This is a genomic window from Bacillus sp. TH17, from assembly GCF_016651125.1.
GTDB classification, from domain to species: Bacteria; Bacillota; Bacilli; order Bacillales; family Bacillaceae_G; genus Bacillus_A; species Bacillus_A mycoides.
The window spans coordinates 4,836,254-4,853,277 of the sequence record NZ_JAEKEN010000001.1 but is presented as its reverse complement, the minus strand read 5'-3'; the positions used below and the strand labels follow the sequence as shown (position 1 = coordinate 4,853,277).

17 protein-coding genes and 4 tRNA genes are annotated in these 17,024 nt (G+C 36.2%); all 21 read left to right on the top strand.

The window, feature by feature from the left end:
• The first annotated feature begins 123 nt into the window (after window positions 1–123).
• Window positions 124–414, top strand: coding sequence for a 30S ribosomal protein S6 (rpsF, locus tag JFT95_RS24935; RefSeq protein ID WP_001233782.1), 291 nt, complete (start codon window positions 124–126; stop codon window positions 412–414).
• 26 nt (window positions 415–440) lie between these two features.
• Window positions 441–962, top strand: a complete 522-nt coding sequence (gene ssb / locus JFT95_RS24930; RefSeq protein ID WP_000981963.1) for a single-stranded DNA-binding protein — start codon at window positions 441–443, stop codon at window positions 960–962.
• A 44-nt stretch (window positions 963–1,006) separates the two neighbouring features.
• Complete coding sequence (rpsR, locus tag JFT95_RS24925) at window positions 1,007–1,240, top strand: 30S ribosomal protein S18 (protein ID WP_000918874.1); 234 nt, start codon at window positions 1,007–1,009, stop codon at window positions 1,238–1,240.
• 81 nt (window positions 1,241–1,321) lie between these two features.
• Window positions 1,322–2,257 carry a YybS family protein gene (locus tag JFT95_RS24920; protein ID WP_201053500.1) on the top strand — a complete coding sequence of 312 codons (936 nt, stop codon included), beginning with the start codon at window positions 1,322–1,324 and terminating at the stop codon, window positions 2,255–2,257.
• 78 nt (window positions 2,258–2,335) lie between these two features.
• The gene (locus JFT95_RS24915) at window positions 2,336–4,309 is read left to right on the top strand and encodes a DHH family phosphoesterase (RefSeq protein WP_002016460.1); all 1,974 of its coding nucleotides are present in this window, start codon (window positions 2,336–2,338) and stop codon (window positions 4,307–4,309) included.
• Complete coding sequence (rplI, locus tag JFT95_RS24910; protein WP_002130186.1) at window positions 4,306–4,752, top strand: 50S ribosomal protein L9; 447 nt, start codon at window positions 4,306–4,308, stop codon at window positions 4,750–4,752. The genes JFT95_RS24915 and rplI overlap by 4 nt, the downstream gene beginning before the upstream one ends.
• A 27-nt stretch (window positions 4,753–4,779) precedes the next feature.
• On the top strand, window positions 4,780–6,141 hold the full coding sequence (gene dnaB / locus JFT95_RS24905) for a replicative DNA helicase (protein ID WP_002016457.1): 1,362 nt from the start codon (window positions 4,780–4,782) through the stop codon (window positions 6,139–6,141).
• A gap of 215 nt (window positions 6,142–6,356) precedes the next feature.
• Window positions 6,357–7,646: an adenylosuccinate synthase gene (locus tag JFT95_RS24900; protein ID WP_002034994.1), complete on the top strand. Its 1,290-nt coding sequence runs from the start codon at window positions 6,357–6,359 to the stop codon at window positions 7,644–7,646.
• A 154-nt stretch (window positions 7,647–7,800) separates the two neighbouring features.
• Window positions 7,801–7,876: transfer RNA gene (locus JFT95_RS24895), tRNA-Lys, on the top strand.
• Between the two features lie 13 nt (window positions 7,877–7,889).
• Window positions 7,890–7,961: transfer RNA gene (locus tag JFT95_RS24890), tRNA-Glu, on the top strand.
• Between the two features lie 22 nt (window positions 7,962–7,983).
• A tRNA-Asp gene (locus JFT95_RS24885) sits at window positions 7,984–8,059 on the top strand.
• Window positions 8,060–8,100: 41 nt separating this feature from the next.
• Window positions 8,101–8,173: transfer RNA gene (locus tag JFT95_RS24880), tRNA-Phe, on the top strand.
• Between the two features lie 269 nt (window positions 8,174–8,442).
• Complete coding sequence (gene walR / locus JFT95_RS24875; RefSeq protein WP_000971867.1) at window positions 8,443–9,150, top strand: cell wall metabolism DNA-binding response regulator WalR; 708 nt, start codon at window positions 8,443–8,445, stop codon at window positions 9,148–9,150.
• A gap of 3 nt (window positions 9,151–9,153) precedes the next feature.
• Window positions 9,154–10,989, top strand: coding sequence for a cell wall metabolism sensor histidine kinase WalK (walK, locus tag JFT95_RS24870; protein ID WP_002166370.1), 1,836 nt, complete (start codon window positions 9,154–9,156; stop codon window positions 10,987–10,989).
• Window positions 10,986–12,323 (top strand): YycH family regulatory protein, encoded by a 1,338-nt coding sequence (locus JFT95_RS24865; protein WP_201053499.1) that lies wholly within the window; start codon window positions 10,986–10,988, stop codon window positions 12,321–12,323. The genes walK and JFT95_RS24865 overlap by 4 nt, the downstream gene beginning before the upstream one ends.
• Entirely contained in the window at window positions 12,304–13,140 is an 837-nt protein-coding gene (locus JFT95_RS24860) for a two-component system regulatory protein YycI (RefSeq protein WP_002143956.1), read from the top strand. The genes JFT95_RS24865 and JFT95_RS24860 overlap by 20 nt, the downstream gene beginning before the upstream one ends.
• On the top strand, window positions 13,124–13,918 hold the full coding sequence (locus tag JFT95_RS24855) for an MBL fold metallo-hydrolase (protein ID WP_002143955.1): 795 nt from the start codon (window positions 13,124–13,126) through the stop codon (window positions 13,916–13,918). Before JFT95_RS24860 ends, JFT95_RS24855 begins: the two co-directional genes overlap by 17 nt.
• 63 nt (window positions 13,919–13,981) lie before the next feature.
• Window positions 13,982–15,169 carry a S1C family serine protease gene (locus JFT95_RS24850; protein WP_201053498.1) on the top strand — a complete coding sequence of 396 codons (1,188 nt, stop codon included), beginning with the start codon at window positions 13,982–13,984 and terminating at the stop codon, window positions 15,167–15,169.
• Between the two features lie 53 nt (window positions 15,170–15,222).
• Window positions 15,223–15,408 carry a CxxH/CxxC protein gene (locus tag JFT95_RS24845; protein WP_002035001.1) on the top strand — a complete coding sequence of 62 codons (186 nt, stop codon included), beginning with the start codon at window positions 15,223–15,225 and terminating at the stop codon, window positions 15,406–15,408.
• Between the two features lie 59 nt (window positions 15,409–15,467).
• A complete protein-coding gene (gene rlmH / locus JFT95_RS24840; protein WP_002130178.1) occupies window positions 15,468–15,947 on the top strand; it encodes a 23S rRNA (pseudouridine(1915)-N(3))-methyltransferase RlmH in 480 nt (159 codons plus the stop codon).
• Window positions 15,948–16,127: 180 nt separating this feature from the next.
• The gene (locus JFT95_RS24835; protein ID WP_201053497.1) at window positions 16,128–17,006 is read left to right on the top strand and encodes a radical SAM/SPASM domain-containing protein; all 879 of its coding nucleotides are present in this window, start codon (window positions 16,128–16,130) and stop codon (window positions 17,004–17,006) included.
• The last annotated feature ends 18 nt before the right edge of the window (window positions 17,007–17,024 follow it).

The following is a 17,024-nucleotide window of genomic DNA, read 5'->3' as shown; positions in this document are numbered from 1 at the left end:
ACGTATTGGTGAGTTGATTCATATAACTTACTATGATATAATCTAAACTCGTGAGTAATTACTATAAATTAATTGCTCCTTGCCCATTATGGGCCGTTTAGACCAAAAGGAGGTGAAAGTGTAATGAGAAAGTACGAAATTATGTACATCATTCGTCCTGGCGTTGAAGAAGAAGCTCAAAAAGCTTTAGTTGAACGTTTTGCAGGTGTTTTAACAAACAATGGTGCAGAAATCATTAACACGAAAGAGTGGGGTAAGCGTCGTTTAGCTTACGAAATCAACGACTTACGTGAAGGTTTCTACATGATCTTAAACGTGAACTCTAACTCAGAGGCGATTAACGAATTCGACCGTTTAGCTAAGATCAACGAAGATATCCTTCGTCATATCGTTGTTAAAGAAGAAGAAAAATAATTGATATATAAGGGAGAGTGGTTCGATTGATGAATCGTGTTATCCTCGTTGGTCGTTTAACTAAGGACCCTGACTTACGTTACACGCCCAATGGTGTTGCAGTAGCTACTTTTACGTTAGCTGTGAATCGCGCATTTGCGAATCAACAAGGTGAGCGTGAAGCTGACTTTATTAATTGTGTAATATGGCGTAAACAAGCAGAAAACGTGGCAAATTATTTGAAAAAAGGTAGCTTAGCAGGCGTAGACGGACGTCTTCAAACTCGTAATTACGATGGACAAGATGGTAAACGTGTATATGTAACAGAAGTTCTTGCGGAGAGCGTACAATTTTTAGAGCCGCGTAATGGCGGTGGGGAGCAACGTGGTTCATTCAATCAGCAACCATCAGGAGCTGGTTTCGGTAACCAAAGCTCTAACCCATTTGGTCAATCTAGTAATTCAGGTAACCAAGGTAATCAAGGTAACTCTGGATTTACGAAGAATGACGATCCATTTTCGAATGTTGGTCAACCGATTGACATTTCGGACGACGATTTACCATTTTAATGGTGTGAATCGGCTATTTTTAACAAAGAATGGAGGGAATAGACATGGCAGGACGCAAAGGTGGACGTGCGAAGCGTCGTAAGGTGTGTTTCTTCACATCTAACGGCATCACTCGCATTGACTATAAAGATGTTGATTTATTAAAACGTTTCGTTTCTGAGCGCGGTAAAATTTTACCTCGTCGTGTAACAGGAACAAGCGCGAAATACCAACGCAAACTTACAGTTGCAATTAAACGTGCTCGTCAAATGGCACTTTTACCATATGTTGGTGAATAATAGCGTATGAAATGCACAGTAGAGTCGGACTCTACTGTGCATTTTGCTATGCTTTTCTTTTTTTGAAAGAGAGGTTAGATGATGAAGAATACGAAATTTATTACTGAGGGTGCAGCACTGTTAGCGATATATGCAATGTTATTGCTTATATCTATGTATGTTCCAATTTTAGGTACAGTTGTAAGGTTTGCGTTGCCATTGCCATTTATATTGCTAACGATAAGATATAGATTATCTAACGCCTTTATAGTTTTTACTGCGGCGCTTTTTATTACTGTTATTGTCAGTCAGCCGATGAACCTAGTAAAGACAACTATGTTTGGATTGATAGGTATCGTTTTAGGATATATGTATAAAAAACGAAAAAAGCCGGTAGAAACTTTAATGGCGGGGACGCTTGTGTACTTAATTGGTATTATGCTCATTTATGTTGCGAGTATAAAGTTTTTTAACATAGATTTAATGAAGCAAATGCAAAATATGTTTAATGAAAGTATGGCGCAAAGTGAAAAGATAGTTACTGCTGCGGGTATGCCTATTAGTAAAGAGCAAAAAGAATTATTTACACAATTTAATGATGTGTTACAAACGTTATTCCCAAGTTTGCTTGTAATGGTTTCTGTATGTTTTTCTTGGATTACAGTTATGATATCAGGTAGTGTTTTGAGAAAACTAAAGCATGACGTTATACCCTGGCCTAAATTTAAAGATATACAATTACCAAAGAGTATTGTTTGGTATTACGTTATATTTATTTTGCTATCAACTTTTATAAAAGTAGAACCGACATCATATTTACATATGGTATTTTCTAATTTATATGTCATATTTGCTTTACTACTAGTACTGCAAGGTCTGACATTTATCGCTTTTATAGCGCATAGCAAAGGTTTTACGAAAGGTGTTCCTATTATTAGTTTTATTGTCTGCATGTTTATTCCGATGATGTTTCCTCTTGTAACAATCTTAGGTATAATTGATTTAGGGATTTCATTGCGTTCTAAAATAGGGGAATAAAATAATATTCCTTACACTATTTTAATTTGTTTAACTAACTGGAAAGTGAGTTAGTTTTACTTTATAGGAGTTGTATACATGCCTGAATTTTATAAGAAACAGTGGTTTTTATATCCTGTTTACGTATTGGCATTTTTTGTATTCGTGCTAATTTCACTCCTCTGTTACTTTCATTTAATTATGGGGATATCAGCCTTCTTTATCTTTTGTATTGTACTTTTTTTCGTTATACGATTCGAACTTACTTTTCAAAGGAATTTTGAAAAACATACGACAGATATGATTACAAGGGTAAAGAAAGTGAGTAATGAAGCATTTAACCAAATGCCAATTGGTATTTTGTTATACAATAAGGATTATGGGATTGATTGGGCGAATCCTTATTTATCATCATGTTTGGGGCAGCATGCATTAGCTGGTTGGCACCTTTACGATGTATCAGAAACATTACTCCTTTTTATTAAGGGGGAAACTTCTGACGATATAGTTTCTTTAAATAATCGAAAGTTTCGTGTTTTTGTAAGGAAAGAAGAAAAGCTAATTTATTTCTTTGATGTAACGGAACAAACAGAAATTGAAAAGATGTATGAAGATCAGCGCACTGTTTTAGCTGTTATTTATTTAGATAACTATGATGAAGTTACACAAGGATTAGATGACCAATTACGTACGAATATAACAAGTCTTGTGACGTCACGTCTAAATGAATGGGCCGTTAAGTATGGTGCATATTTGAAACGTGCATCTTCAGAAAGATTCTTCGTTGTACTAAATGAAAGTATTTTAGCGCAAATGGAGAAAGGGAAATTTAGTATTTTGGATCAAGTGCGTGAAGAAACATCAAAAAGGAATATACCACTTACATTAAGTGTTGGTGTTGGCTCAGGTGATTTACCTTTATCAGAGCTTGGAGCGATGGCTCAATCTGGTTTAGACCTTGCATTAGGACGAGGAGGAGACCAAGTAGCTATTAAACAAGCAACGGGTAAAGTTAAGTTTTACGGTGGTAAGACGAATCCGGTTGAAAAGCGTACTCGTGTACGTGCTAGGGTTATTTCACATGCATTAAAGGATTTAGTATTAGAAAGCAGTAATGTCATTATAATGGGGCATAGAGCTCCTGATATGGATGCGATTGGTGCAGCTATTGGTATTTTAAAGGTAGCTCAATTAAATGAGCGCAAAGGATATATTGTATTAGATGAAAATGATTCTGATAAAGGAATCAAACGTTTGATGGATAAAGTGAAACAAAATGAAGAGTTATGGTCACATTTTATTACACCAGGGCAAGCGATGGAATTTGCAAATGATGATTCATTACTTGTTGTTGTTGACACGCATAAACCTTCAATGGTGATGGAGGAAAAACTGTTACACAAGATTGAAAATGTAGTAGTTATTGACCATCATCGCCGCGGGGAAGATTTCATTGAAGATCCATTACTTGTTTATATGGAGCCATACGCTTCTTCAACGGCAGAGCTTGTTACAGAATTACTTGAGTATCAACCGAAAAATTTAAAGATGACAATGTTAGAAGCAACGGCATTGTTAGCTGGTATTATTGTTGATACAAAAAGTTTTACATTCCGTACAGGCGCTCGTACATTTGATGCCGCTTCTTATTTACGCTCGCATGGCGCAGACACTGTACTTGTACAAGAACTTTTAAAAGAAGATATGGGTCAGTATTTACGAGTTGCAAAAGCCATTAAAAATGCGTACATTTATAAAAATGGAATTGCGATTGCTAAAGTTGATGGTGATGAATATTATGACCAAGTACTTATTGCACAATCAGCAGACACATTATTGACAATGACAGGTATAATTGCATCGTTTGTTATTGCAAAACGTGGAGAAAATTTCATTGGAATTAGTGGTAGATCTTTAGGTGAATTGAATGTACAGCTAATTATGGAGAATTTAGGAGGTGGCGGGCACTTAACAAATGCAGCCACACAAATGAAAAATGTTACAGTAGATGAAGCGGAGGAGAAGCTTCGATTTGTTATTGATGACTATTTACAGGGAGGCACACAATCATGAAAGTAATTTTTCTAAAAGACGTAAAAGGTAAAGGTAAAAAAGGAGAAATAAAAAACGTACCAGACGGTTATGCAAATAATTTCTTACTAAAACAGGGGTTAGCTGCCGAAGCGACAAACAGCAGTATGAAAACTTTAGATGCTCAAAAGCGCAAAGAGGAAAAAGATGCAGCAGCAGAAGTTGAGAATGCAAAAGAGCTGAAAGAAACATTAGAGAAATTAACTGTAGAAGTAAAGGCGAAATCTGGAGAAGGTGGCCGCTTATTTGGTTCTATCACGAGTAAACAAATTGTAGATGTAATGCAAAAGTCACACAAGATTAAACTTGATAAACGTAAATTTGAAATGGATGATGCAATCCGTGCATTAGGTTATACAAACGTCAATGTGAAATTGCATCCGCAAGTAACAGCAACAGTAAAAGTTCATGTTAGTGAACAATAAAAATAAATTAAGCAAGGAGGATTGCGCATGAGTGATGTAATGGCTGATCGTACCCCTCCGCATAATATAGAAGCTGAGCAGGCAGTCTTAGGTGCCATATTAATTGATCAGGATGCGTTAACGTCAGCATCGGAACTATTGGTACCTGACTCATTTTATCGAACGAAACATCAAAAGATTTTTGAAGTCATGCTTGGGTTGTCTGATAAGGGAGAACCAATCGACTTAGTAATAATGACATCAGCGATGGCTGATCAAGGATTACTAGAAGAAGTTGGTGGGGTTTCTTATCTAGCAGAGTTAGCAGAAGTTGTTCCAACAGCTGCTAACGTAGAATATTATGCACGCATCATCGCTGAAAAGGCACTTTTACGTCGTTTAATTCGAACGGCGACTCATATTGTATCGGATGGATACGAGCGAGAAGATGATGTGGATGGCCTTTTAAATGAGGCTGAGAAAAAAATATTAGAAGTATCTCACCAAACAAATGCAAAAGCATTCCAAAACATTAAAGATGTTCTTGTAGATGCTTATGATAAAATTGAACTTTTGCATAATCAAAAGGGTGAAGTTACCGGGATACCAACTGGATTTACTGAATTAGATAAGATGACCGCAGGTTTTCAGCGAAATGATTTAATCATCGTGGCGGCGCGTCCATCGGTAGGGAAAACTGCATTTTCACTAAATATCGCACAAAACGTAGCGACGAAAACTGATGAAAATGTAGCGATTTTTAGTTTAGAGATGGGCTCTGATCAGCTTGTTATGCGTATGCTTTGTGCAGAAGGAAATATTGATGCACAAAGACTTCGTACCGGTTCATTAACTTCTGATGATTGGGCGAAATTAACAATGGCGATGGGTAGCCTTTCTAATGCTGGTATATATATTGATGATACACCAGGGATTAAAGTAAATGAGATTCGAGCAAAATGTCGTAGATTAAAGCAAGAGCAAGGTCTTGGGATGGTTTTGATTGACTATTTACAGCTTATTCAAGGAAGTGGGAAATCAGGAGAAAACCGTCAGCAGGAAGTATCTGAGATTTCTCGTACATTAAAAGGGATTGCACGTGAATTGCAAGTACCTGTTATTGCTTTGTCGCAGTTATCTCGTGGTGTAGAATCTCGTCAAGATAAACGTCCGATGATGTCTGACATTCGTGAATCAGGAAGTATCGAGCAGGATGCTGACATTGTAGCCTTCCTATATCGTGAAGATTACTATGATCGTGAAACAGAAAATAAAAATACAATTGAAATTATCATTGCAAAGCAACGTAATGGTCCGGTAGGTTCAGTAGAGCTTGCGTTTGTTAAGGAATTTAATAAATTCGTCAACTTAGAACGCCGCTTTGAGGATGGACATGCACCGCACGCATAAAGGCAGTATAAAAAAGAAACACATTTCTTATAATAAGATGTGTTTCTTTTTTTTTATATGAAAGATAGGGCTTTCATAAGGTGAATATGTAATTCTTACGAACGAAAACGTTTTTCGATAAAAAAATGTTCGCTTTTTGGTTGACTTCTCTTTCTGTTTTGGTACAATTATATTGTTTGAATAGATCGTTTGAAAATTGCGGAGGTGCTTTAATAATGTCTTCAGTAGTAGTTGTAGGAACACAATGGGGCGACGAAGGAAAAGGTAAAATCACTGATTTTCTTTCTGAGCATGCGGAAGTAGTTGCAAGATATCAAGGTGGAAATAACGCGGGACATACAATTGTTTTCGGCGGAGTTAAATATAAATTACACTTAATTCCATCTGGTATTTTCTATAAAGAGAAAATTTGTGTAATCGGAAATGGCTTAGTAGTAGATCCGAAAGCATTACTTGAAGAGTTGAAATACTTACACGATCGTGGTGTAAGTACTGATAATTTACGTGTAAGTAACCGTGCGCACGTTATTTTACCTTATCACTTAAAACAAGATGAATTAGAAGAAGCGAGTAAAGGTGATAACAAGATTGGTACAACGAAAAAAGGTATCGGTCCTGCATATATGGATAAAGCTGCTCGTATTGGTATCCGTATGGCTGATCTTTTAGACCGTGAAGCATTTAAAGAGAAGCTTGAGCGTAATTTAGTGGAGAAAAATCGTTTGTTTGAAAAAATGTACGATACAGAAGGTTTCAGCGTAGAAGAAATCTTTGAAGAGTACTTCGAATACGGACAACAAATCGCACATTACGTATGCGATACATCTGTCGTATTAAATGATGCACTAGATAACAATAATCGTGTATTATTTGAAGGTGCACAAGGTGTTATGCTTGATATCGACCACGGTACGTACCCGTTCGTTACATCTTCTAACCCAATTGCTGGTGGTGTAACAGTTGGAACTGGAGTTGGTCCTGCGAAAGTTACTCGCGTTGTAGGTGTATGTAAAGCATATACAAGCCGTGTTGGTGATGGTCCATTCCCTACTGAACTTAATGATGAAATCGGTCACCAAATTCGTGAAGTTGGTCGTGAATACGGAACAACAACGGGTCGTCCACGCCGTGTAGGTTGGTTCGATAGCGTTGTTGTAAGACATGCACGTCGTGTTAGTGGTTTAACAGATTTATCATTAAACTCTATCGATGTATTAACAGGTATTCCAACTGTTAAAATTTGTGTTGCTTACAAATGCAATGGCGAAGTTATCGATGAAGTTCCAGCTAACTTAAACATTTTAGCGAAATGTGAGCCTGTATATGAAGAGCTTCCAGGTTGGACAGAAGATGTTACTGCTGTGAAATCATTGGATGAGCTTCCTGAAAATGCAAGAAAATACGTAGAGCGTGTTTCTGAATTAACAGGAATCCAATTATCTATGTTCTCGGTTGGACCAGATCGTAATCAAACAAATATCGTTCGTAACGTATACGAAGCTTAATTGATATAAAAAATTGATTTTTTTAAGAAAAAACTCATATTTTTATGAGTTTTTTCTTATTTTTTATAAAAAAATAAAAAAAGGTATTGCAAAAATGAAAGATATCATGTTATGATATGTCTTGTCGTCACGAAAATATGACGTTGGTGAGTATGAGCCATTAGCTCAGTTGGTAGAGCATCTGACTTTTAATCAGAGGGTCGAAGGTTCGAATCCTTCATGGCTCACCATTTTATTTTTCGTGGCCCGTTGGTCAAGTGGTTAAGACACCGCCCTTTCACGGCGGTAACACGGGTTCGAATCCCGTACGGGTCATGTTTTTTTCATGTTCATTTTTGGTCCCGTGGTGTAGTGGTTAACATGCCTGCCTGTCACGCAGGAGATCGCCGGTTCGACCCCGGTCGGGACCGCCACTTTTGTTTATACCACCATTAGTGGTTTTATATATAGTTTTGGCTCGGTAGCTCAGTCGGTAGAGCAGAGGACTGAAAATCCTCGTGTCGGCGGTTCGATTCCGTCCCGAGCCACTCTCAGGATATTAAGTGGGCCCACTTAATATCCTTTTTATTTTGTCCAGTTTTACAAATGTGGGTAGTTATTTTACAATAGAATGAGGAGCCTCTAGCAGTTGAAGCTAGAGGTTTTTCTATAGATCGTATAGGATTCTGTGTAAAAGTGGATGATACATGAGTCTATGAGAATAGAGGAGAAATACTTAGACTAAGATTGTTGTCATATAGAAACACCAATATGTTTGAGGATTATTGATCATATTTTTATAAGGAGGAAATAGACGATGATGGGAAAGAAAATTTTAGTAGTTGATGATGAAAAGCCAATTGCGGATATTTTGAAGTTCAACCTAGAAAAAGAAGGTTTTGAAATTGTAATGGCGCATGATGGTGATGAGGCGATTGAAAAAGCAAATGAAGAACAGCCAGATATGGTTTTATTAGATATTATGTTACCGGGAAAAGACGGTTTAGAGGTATGTCGTGAAATACGTAAAAGCTCAGAAATGCCAATTATTATGCTTACAGCAAAAGACTCTGAAATTGATAAAGTATTAGGGCTTGAGCTTGGGGCAGATGATTATGTAACGAAGCCATTTAGTACGAGGGAGTTACTTGCTCGTGTGAAAGCGAATTTACGTCGCCATCAGCAGGGTGGTGCTGCAGAGAAAGAAGAAAATACCGAAATGGTTATTGGACCAATCGTTATCAATTCGAACGCTTATAGTGTAACAAAGCGTGAAGAAAGCATTGAGCTTACACATCGTGAATTTGAATTACTACATTATTTAGCGAAGCATTTAGGTCAAGTTATGACTCGTGAACATTTATTACAAACAGTTTGGGGTTATGATTATTTTGGAGATGTACGTACAGTAGACGTAACAGTACGTCGTTTACGCGAAAAAATTGAAGATAATCCAAGTCATCCTACTTTAATTGTAACTAGACGTGGGGTAGGGTATTACTTGCGTGACCCAGAACAGGAATAGTATATGAAGAAAGTTGGTTTTTTTCAATCTATTCATTTAAAATTTGTGCTCATATATATGCTGTTAATATTAATAGCAATGCAAGTAATTGGTGTATATTTCGTCAGGGAATTAGAAAAAAGCCTTGTAAAAGGCTTTCAAGATTCCTTAACGCAGCAAACAAATCTACTTTCTTATAACCTGAAGCAAGAGTTTGTAAAAGAACGTCCTAAAACAGAATCAGTAGATAAAGCTATTAATGATTCGATTCAAAAATTCGCATCAGATCGTAAGAAAGATATTCAAGAAGTAAGTGTAATTGATTCTACTAAAAAATTAATGGCAATTTCAGACGGGTCTAAGCAAAATAAGGTAGGAAGAACGTCAGCAGATACAGCTGTACAACGGGTAATGGTACAAAAGAAACCAGAGTCAAAGATTGAGAAAGATGGAAATACAGGTCATCGAGTTCAAGTTATGATTACCCCTATTCTAAAAGAGCCAGGCGGAGAGGTACTTGGTGTCATTCATATCGTTGCATCTATGGAAGATGTGTATAAACAAATGAAGGACATCAACCAAATTTTCGCAACGGGGACAGTAATTGCTTTATTAGTAACAGCTGTACTTGGAATTTTATTGGCTCAAACAATTACGAGACCAATTTCAGATATGCGAAGACAAGCAATTGAAATGGCGAAAGGAAATTATTCGCGAAAAGTAAAGGTGCATAGTCACGATGAGATTGGACAATTAGCATTATCTTTTAACAATTTATCTAAAAAATTACAACAAGCTCGTTCCTCCACAGAAAGTGAAAGACGAAAATTATCATCCGTTTTATCACATATGACAGATGGAGTAATTGCTACTGATCGAAAAGGGGATATCATTTTATTAAATGATCCTGCGGAAAAGATGTTAAATGTTTCGCGTGAAACGGCGCTAGATCAATCAGTGTTAGAAGTGCTAGGAATACAAGAAGAATTTACACTGGATCATTTATATGAAGAGCCGGATTCAGTTTTATTAGATTTTAGTACGAGAAATGAACCATATATTTTACGTGCTAGTTTCTCTGTTATTCAAAAAGAAACAGGGAAGGCAAATGGTTTAATTGCTGTATTATATGATGTAACAGAGCAGGAGCGGATAGAACAAGAGCGCCGTGAGTTTGTTGCGAACGTATCTCATGAGTTAAGAACGCCGTTAACAACGATGCGCAGTTACTTAGAAGCACTTACTGATGGAGCATGGCAAGATCCCAATATTGCACCGCAATTTTTAACAGTTACACAAGAAGAAACGGAAAGAATGATCAGGCTTGTAAATGCATTGTTACAACTATCTAAACTAGATAGTACAGAACATCGCTTAATGAAGGAATGGGTTGACTTTACTGATTTCTTTAATAACGTTATCGATCGTTTTGAAATGTCTAAAGAGCAAAATGTAAGCTTCAAACGATCTTTCTCTAAAAAATCTCGATTTATTGATATGGATACAGACAAAATTACACAAGTTTTATATAACATTATTTCCAATGCACTAAAATATTCGCCAGAAGGTGGTACAGTAACATATCGCCTACGTGACCGCGGGGAGTTATTAGAGATTAGTGTGAGTGATCAAGGAATGGGAATTCCGAAAGAAAATGTAGATAAAATATTTGAACGTTTTTATCGTGTAGATAAAGCGCGTTCGAGACAAATGGGTGGTACAGGTCTTGGGTTAGCCATTGCGAAAGAAATGATTGAGGCACATGGCGGCTCGGTTTGGGCGAAAAGTGAGGAAGGAAAAGGGACAACTATTTATTTCACATTGCCAATGGCGACAGATGAAGAGGACGATTGGGAATGAGTATGGAAAACTTTAAAACGATAGTTCTAATTAATTTGGTTGTCATTAGTTTATTTCTTACTTTTAACTTGTGGACATATGTTCCTGATTCTACTTCTATGCAAAATACAAAGTTCGTTCAAGGTAACGAAGAGATAAATACGATAAAGATTTCGGAGGTTGTTCGCCCATCCTCTGTCGTTATTCATAAAGAGAAAAATCATTATGTAAGCGAAAAGAAGGAAAATGTGGATTCGATCTATAAAATTCTTGAAAACGGAGAATTACATAATTTCGAGGAAATAACGGGGACAGTCCCTAAAGGTGATTTTCTGTCTTATGTACACGGAGAAGAAAAAATTGAATTTGTTTTTCCTACAAATATCCCGTTAGATACGATTAAAAATATGTTTAATATTAAAGATAAAAACATAGAAAGTAACAGAAGTTTTAATCGTATTATAATTGATCCTTCTAGAAGTAAGGACCAAGAAATTAAAGTTAGCTTTGTTTCCTATGATACTCCTCATAAAATATATCAAGCAACATTGAGTGGTGCTTATATAAAGGATGTTATAAATGCTCAAAATCAACTTATAACAGTAGCAAGACCATATTTTGAGTATCAAATAAATGATACAAAAAAACTTTTTTTACCAGAGGGGATTACGGAATTAAGTAAGGCAGAGTATATTACAGCTAAACTAGAAGTGGATCCATTTAAAAATGCTTTATTTAGTGATCCACGTTATTTAAGTCCTATTTCTGAGAAAACAAAGGAAACATTTACAGATGGCATCCGTTCTATGGAAATTGATAAGTCGGATGCAATGTTGAAATATAAAAATTCCGCTGTACATGGTGATAAATCTACGGATAATGCGGTAATTTTACAAAAAAGTTTTGACTTTGTAAGTGGGCATAGTGGATCCTTGAAGTCCTATCGTTTTGATTATATTAATGGGAGGAAAACTTCATTCCGTTTATATGAGGATGGTTTGCCTGTATTTAATGCAAATGGAATAGCGGAATTAAAACAAGTATGGGGTTCAGGTGAAATTATGCAGTATGAAAGACCCTTTTTTGAGTTCAGTATTACTTTGCCTAGTAAACAACAAACAACTTCTCTCGCATCAGGTCGTACAGTGATGACATCATTAGAGAATAATCCAGAAATTGATAAAAAATCAATTCAGGATGTTGGTATTGGTTATAAAATGTCATTGGAACCGTCCATCAGTGATGTGAGAATCGCTGTCTTACAGCCGATATGGTATGTAAAATGTGAAGAAGATGGTAAGCAACAAATATATGAGTGGAGTGAGGGGGGACTAAATGGATTGGGATCGAATTAAAACCATATTTATTGTGACCTTTTTTGTTTTAGACCTCTTTCTTATCTTTCAGTTCATTCAAAAGCAAGATAGTAATCAATTAGAACTTGTGACGGAAACGAAAATCGATCAACAATTAAAAGCCGAAAAAATTACTATGGGAAATTTCCCTAAAGAACCGAAAAAAGAGTCATTTATAATGGCAAAAAATAAGGGTTTCAAAGAAGAAGATGTGCAATCTTTAAAAAATCAGACAGCGCATGTGCAAGAGGAATATCAAATAGAGGGTAAATTAAAAGAGCCTTTTTTAAATACAAAATCATTGTCAAAAGATAAGTATAATGAGTTTTTGAAAAATTATGTGCTGGATGGACAAAAATATGAGTTTGGAGCAATAAAGGACTCAAAAATTTACTTCTTTCAAAAGTATAAAGATAAACCAATCTTCTACAATAATCGTGCGATGATTGTTGTAGATTTAAATGAAAAAAATGAGCTTATTTCATATACACAAACAATGTTAACGGATTTGAAGGAAATGGGCGAAAGTGAAAAGACGAAAGAACAAGAAATTATTACTGCTCAAACAGCTTTAGAAAATATATATTTGAAAAATAAAATTGCAGAAAATACGCACGTGAAAGAGGCGCAGATTGGATATGCGACTCTTGCGGAGTCTTCTTCTAATATACAAGTGCTTGCTCCAACATGGAACTTAAAGACAGAACAAAAAAAGGATTTTTTTGTGAATGCAATTGAAGGACAAGTTATGGAATTAGGGGAAACTCAAGTGCCGGAAGAACATAATGGAGTGAGAAAGAATGAGCATGCATTTTAGTGTACTTGCAAGTGGAAGTACAGGGAATATGCTATATGTAGGAACAGATGAAAAAAAACTGCTTGTCGATGCAGGTTTAAGTGGTAAAGCGACAGAGGCTTTATTTAAACAAGCTGAACTGAATATAAATGACATATCAGGTATTCTTGTAACACATGAGCACAGTGATCACATTAAAGGATTAGGTGTATTGGCGCGTAAATATGATTTACCTGTTTATGCGAACGAGAAAACATGGAATGCAATGGAACATTTAATAGGTAATATCCCAACTGATCAAAAATTCATTTTCTCAGTAGGAGACGTGAAAACATTTGGGGATATTGAAGTTGAATCATTTGGTGTTTCTCATGATGCGGCGGAACCGATGTTTTACGCTTTTCATAACAATAATAGAAAGTTAGCTCTTATTACAGATACGGGCTACGTAAGTGACCGTATGAAAGGTGTTATTAAGGGAGCAAATGCTTTCGTGTTTGAAAGCAATCATGATGTGGAAATGCTTCGTATGGGACGCTATCCATGGAGCATTAAGCGACGTATTTTAAGCGACGTTGGCCACGTTTGTAATGAGGACGCTGCATTAGCGATGGCTGATGTTATTACAGATGAGACAAAACACATTTATTTAGCACATTTAAGCTTAGATAATAACATGAAAGAATTAGCGCGTATGTCTGTATCACAAGTATTAGAAGAAAAAGGTTTTGGGGTTGGAGAATCCTTTGAAATACATGATACGGATCAAAAAGTGCCTACGAAAATTCAATACGTATAATTCTTCATTTTAGTAAACAATAAAGGTGAATATAGTTGTTTTCAGGAAGATAGGTGAACAAATATGTCCTTTATTGATGAAGAAAAATATCGTATTAAACGTGCAGGCAAAAAGAAACATAAAGGTATTGTCATTTCTAGCATAGCGGGGACAATTGTAGGGGCTTCATTATTTGCGTTTGGAGCTCCTTTATTTTCAAATCATGCAGGTAAGCTTCCGCAAGCTGAAGCAAGTGAAAAAAATATGGCTGAAGCTCAAAGTAGAAATGTTCCTGTTAAACAGATTAGCTTTGTAGACGCTGTTGATCGTGCTTCAGAGGCTGTTGTTGGTGTTATTAATATTCAACGAGACAATTTTTCAGAGGCTGATTCGGAAGCTGGTACAGGCTCTGGTGTGATTTATAAGAGAACAGATGGACATGCGTATATTGTAACGAATAACCACGTTGTTGCTGGGGCGAATCGTATTGAAGTGAGCTTAAGTGACGGTAAGAAAATTCCAGGTAAAGTATTAGGAACCGATGTAGTCACGGACTTAGCTGTACTAGAAATAGATGCGAAGCATGTGAAGAAAGTGATTGAAATTGGCGACTCTAATACCGTTCGTAGAGGAGAACCAGTTATTGCGATTGGAAATCCACTGGGGTTACAATTTTCCGGAACTGTCACACAAGGTATTATTTCGGCTAATGAGCGTATTGTTCCTGTAGATTTAGATCAAGATGGACATTACGATTGGCAAGTAGAAGTATTGCAAACAGATGCGGCAATTAATCCAGGTAATAGTGGTGGAGCGCTTGTAAATGTAGCGGGACAATTAATAGGTATTAACTCAATGAAAATTGCAGCAAAAGAAGTAGAAGGAATTGGACTAGCTATTCCAGTTACGAGAGCTGTTCCTATTATGAATGAACTAGAAAAGTACGGTAAAGTAAGAAGACCTTACGTTGGGATTGAACTAAGATCATTAAATGAGATTCCGAGTTACTATTGGTCAAAAACATTACACTTACCAGGTAACGTAACAGAAGGAGTCTGCATTTTAGATGTGAAAAGTCCTTCGCCAGGTACGGATGCAGGTCTTAGAGAACATGATGTTATTGTGGCGGTAGATGGAAAAGCGGTGCATGATATTATTGGGTTCCGCACGGCCTTATATAATAAAAAAATTAATGATAAAATGACTCTTACGTTTTATCGTGGTACAAAACGAGCGACAACAACGGTGAAATTAGGCATTCAAAAGTATTAAAAACAGGAGGGCCTACCTCCTGTTTTCTATTGTAGAAAAGTGAGGTGAAGAATATGAATTTACCTTGTTGTTTAGAACATGTTGAATTAGCATTAGATATCATTGTGGATGAGTGTGAAGTCGCACCGGTTATTAACAATGTGGATAACTCTAAAGAAGAGAAAAAAACATGTGAATTTTGTCAAAATGAGGCGACATATGTTGTATCGAACACAGATTCTCACACAATATGTGGGTAACATTTGTGGATATGTGGATAAGTCCTGTGGATAACGTGTTTGTAAGGTGGGGAATAAATGTGAATATCTCGATTATTTCAATCGGAAAATTAAAAGAAAAATACTTAAAACAAGGTATAGCAGAATACTTAAAACGATTATCTTCTTACGCAAAAGTAGAAGTAATTGAATTGCCAGATGAAAAGGCACCAGAAAATTTAAGTGCAGCAGAAATGTTAATTGTAAAAGAAAAAGAAGGTATTCGTATACTGGATAAAATTTCTGATGATACGCATGTCATTGCGTTAGCTATAGAAGGAAAACAAAAATCATCAGAAGAATTTGCGGTAAGTATAGATCGCCTTGCTACATATGGAAAGAGCAAGATTACATTTGTAATTGGTGGATCACTGGGGCTTAGTTCTGAAGTAATGAAGCGTTCAAATGAATCTCTTTCTTTTTCGAAGATGACATTACCACATCAATTAATGCGTCTAGTATTGCTTGAGCAGGTGTATAGAGCGTTTCGGATTAATCGTGGTGAACCGTATCATAAATAAATTTTTCATTTGTATATAAAGAGTAAAAAAGACCATTGGACAAAAATTACCGATGGTCTTTTAAACATTAATAGATGGTATGTAGATTTCCTAAAATAAGTATGTTTCTATTTCTAAAAAAATATGCTGTAATATGAAGAGGGAAAAAGTATAAGTAGTCATAGAAGTGAGGAATTAAAGGTGAAGAAGTTTAAGAAGTTTTACTTGGAGATTACGAGTGTATGTAATCTTGCGTGCAGCTTTTGTCCGCCGACGGAAAGGCAGAAGCAATTCATTTCTGTAGAGGATTTTGCTAAAAGATTAGACCAAATTAAACCTCACACAGACTACATTTATTTGCACGTGAAGGGTGAGCCGTTGCTCCATCCGAAAATAGATCAACTATTAGATTTAAGCCATGAAAAAGGGTTTAAAGTTAATATTACAACGAACGGAACGTTAATTAATAAGAGAAGGCATAGACTGTTAAATAAGCCTGCGTTAAGACAAATGAATTTTTCACTGCACAGTTTTGATGGACACCCAGGATCGCAAGATAAAGAGGGCTATGTAAGGAGTATACTTTCTTTCATTAGAGAGGCAACAAGTCAATCGGACTTAATCGTTTCACTAAGATTATGGAATTTAACTCAGGATAATAAAACAAATGCTGAAATCCAAAAAAATAGGGATTTATTATCTATAATTGAAAATGAGTTTGATCTATCTTATCAAATTGGAGAGAAGCTTACACCGGGAAAAGGTATAAAAATTGCGGAACGTGTCTTTATTAATCAAGACTATGAATTCCAGTGGCCGGCATTGCATGAAGAAGAGGATGATGGAAAAGGATTCTGTCATGGTCTTCGAAATCAGGCTGGAATCTTAGCGAACGGAACGGTTATTCCTTGTTGTCTAGATGGTGAGGGAATTATTAATCTTGGAAATATTAATAATGATTCATTCTCTAATATTATTGAAGGTGAAAGAGCGAACAATATTGTAGATGGATTTTCAAAAAGGGTTGCAGTAGAAGAACTATGTAGAAAGTGCGGATACCGCAAAAGATTTGGAAAGTAAATATAGAATAAGCCCTCA

Coding starts and splice junctions, on each gene's coding strand:
- JFT95_RS24865 (WP_201053499.1), top strand. CDS start 10,986: ATGAGTATGGAAAACTTTAAAACGATAGTTCTAATTAATTTGGTTGTC.
- walK (WP_002166370.1), top strand. CDS start 9,154: ATGAAGAAAGTTGGTTTTTTTCAATCTATTCATTTAAAATTTGTGCTC.
- JFT95_RS24900 (WP_002034994.1), top strand. CDS start 6,357: ATGTCTTCAGTAGTAGTTGTAGGAACACAATGGGGCGACGAAGGAAAA.
- JFT95_RS24915 (WP_002016460.1), top strand. CDS start 2,336: ATGCCTGAATTTTATAAGAAACAGTGGTTTTTATATCCTGTTTACGTA.
- JFT95_RS24845 (WP_002035001.1), top strand. CDS start 15,223: ATGAATTTACCTTGTTGTTTAGAACATGTTGAATTAGCATTAGATATC.
- rpsF (WP_001233782.1), top strand. CDS start 124: ATGAGAAAGTACGAAATTATGTACATCATTCGTCCTGGCGTTGAAGAA.
- walR (WP_000971867.1), top strand. CDS start 8,443: ATGATGGGAAAGAAAATTTTAGTAGTTGATGATGAAAAGCCAATTGCG.
- JFT95_RS24860 (WP_002143956.1), top strand. CDS start 12,304: ATGGATTGGGATCGAATTAAAACCATATTTATTGTGACCTTTTTTGTT.
- rplI (WP_002130186.1), top strand. CDS start 4,306: ATGAAAGTAATTTTTCTAAAAGACGTAAAAGGTAAAGGTAAAAAAGGA.
- rpsR (WP_000918874.1), top strand. CDS start 1,007: ATGGCAGGACGCAAAGGTGGACGTGCGAAGCGTCGTAAGGTGTGTTTC.
- JFT95_RS24920 (WP_201053500.1), top strand. CDS start 1,322: ATGAAGAATACGAAATTTATTACTGAGGGTGCAGCACTGTTAGCGATA.
- JFT95_RS24850 (WP_201053498.1), top strand. CDS start 13,982: ATGTCCTTTATTGATGAAGAAAAATATCGTATTAAACGTGCAGGCAAA.
- dnaB (WP_002016457.1), top strand. CDS start 4,780: ATGAGTGATGTAATGGCTGATCGTACCCCTCCGCATAATATAGAAGCT.
- JFT95_RS24855 (WP_002143955.1), top strand. CDS start 13,124: ATGAGCATGCATTTTAGTGTACTTGCAAGTGGAAGTACAGGGAATATG.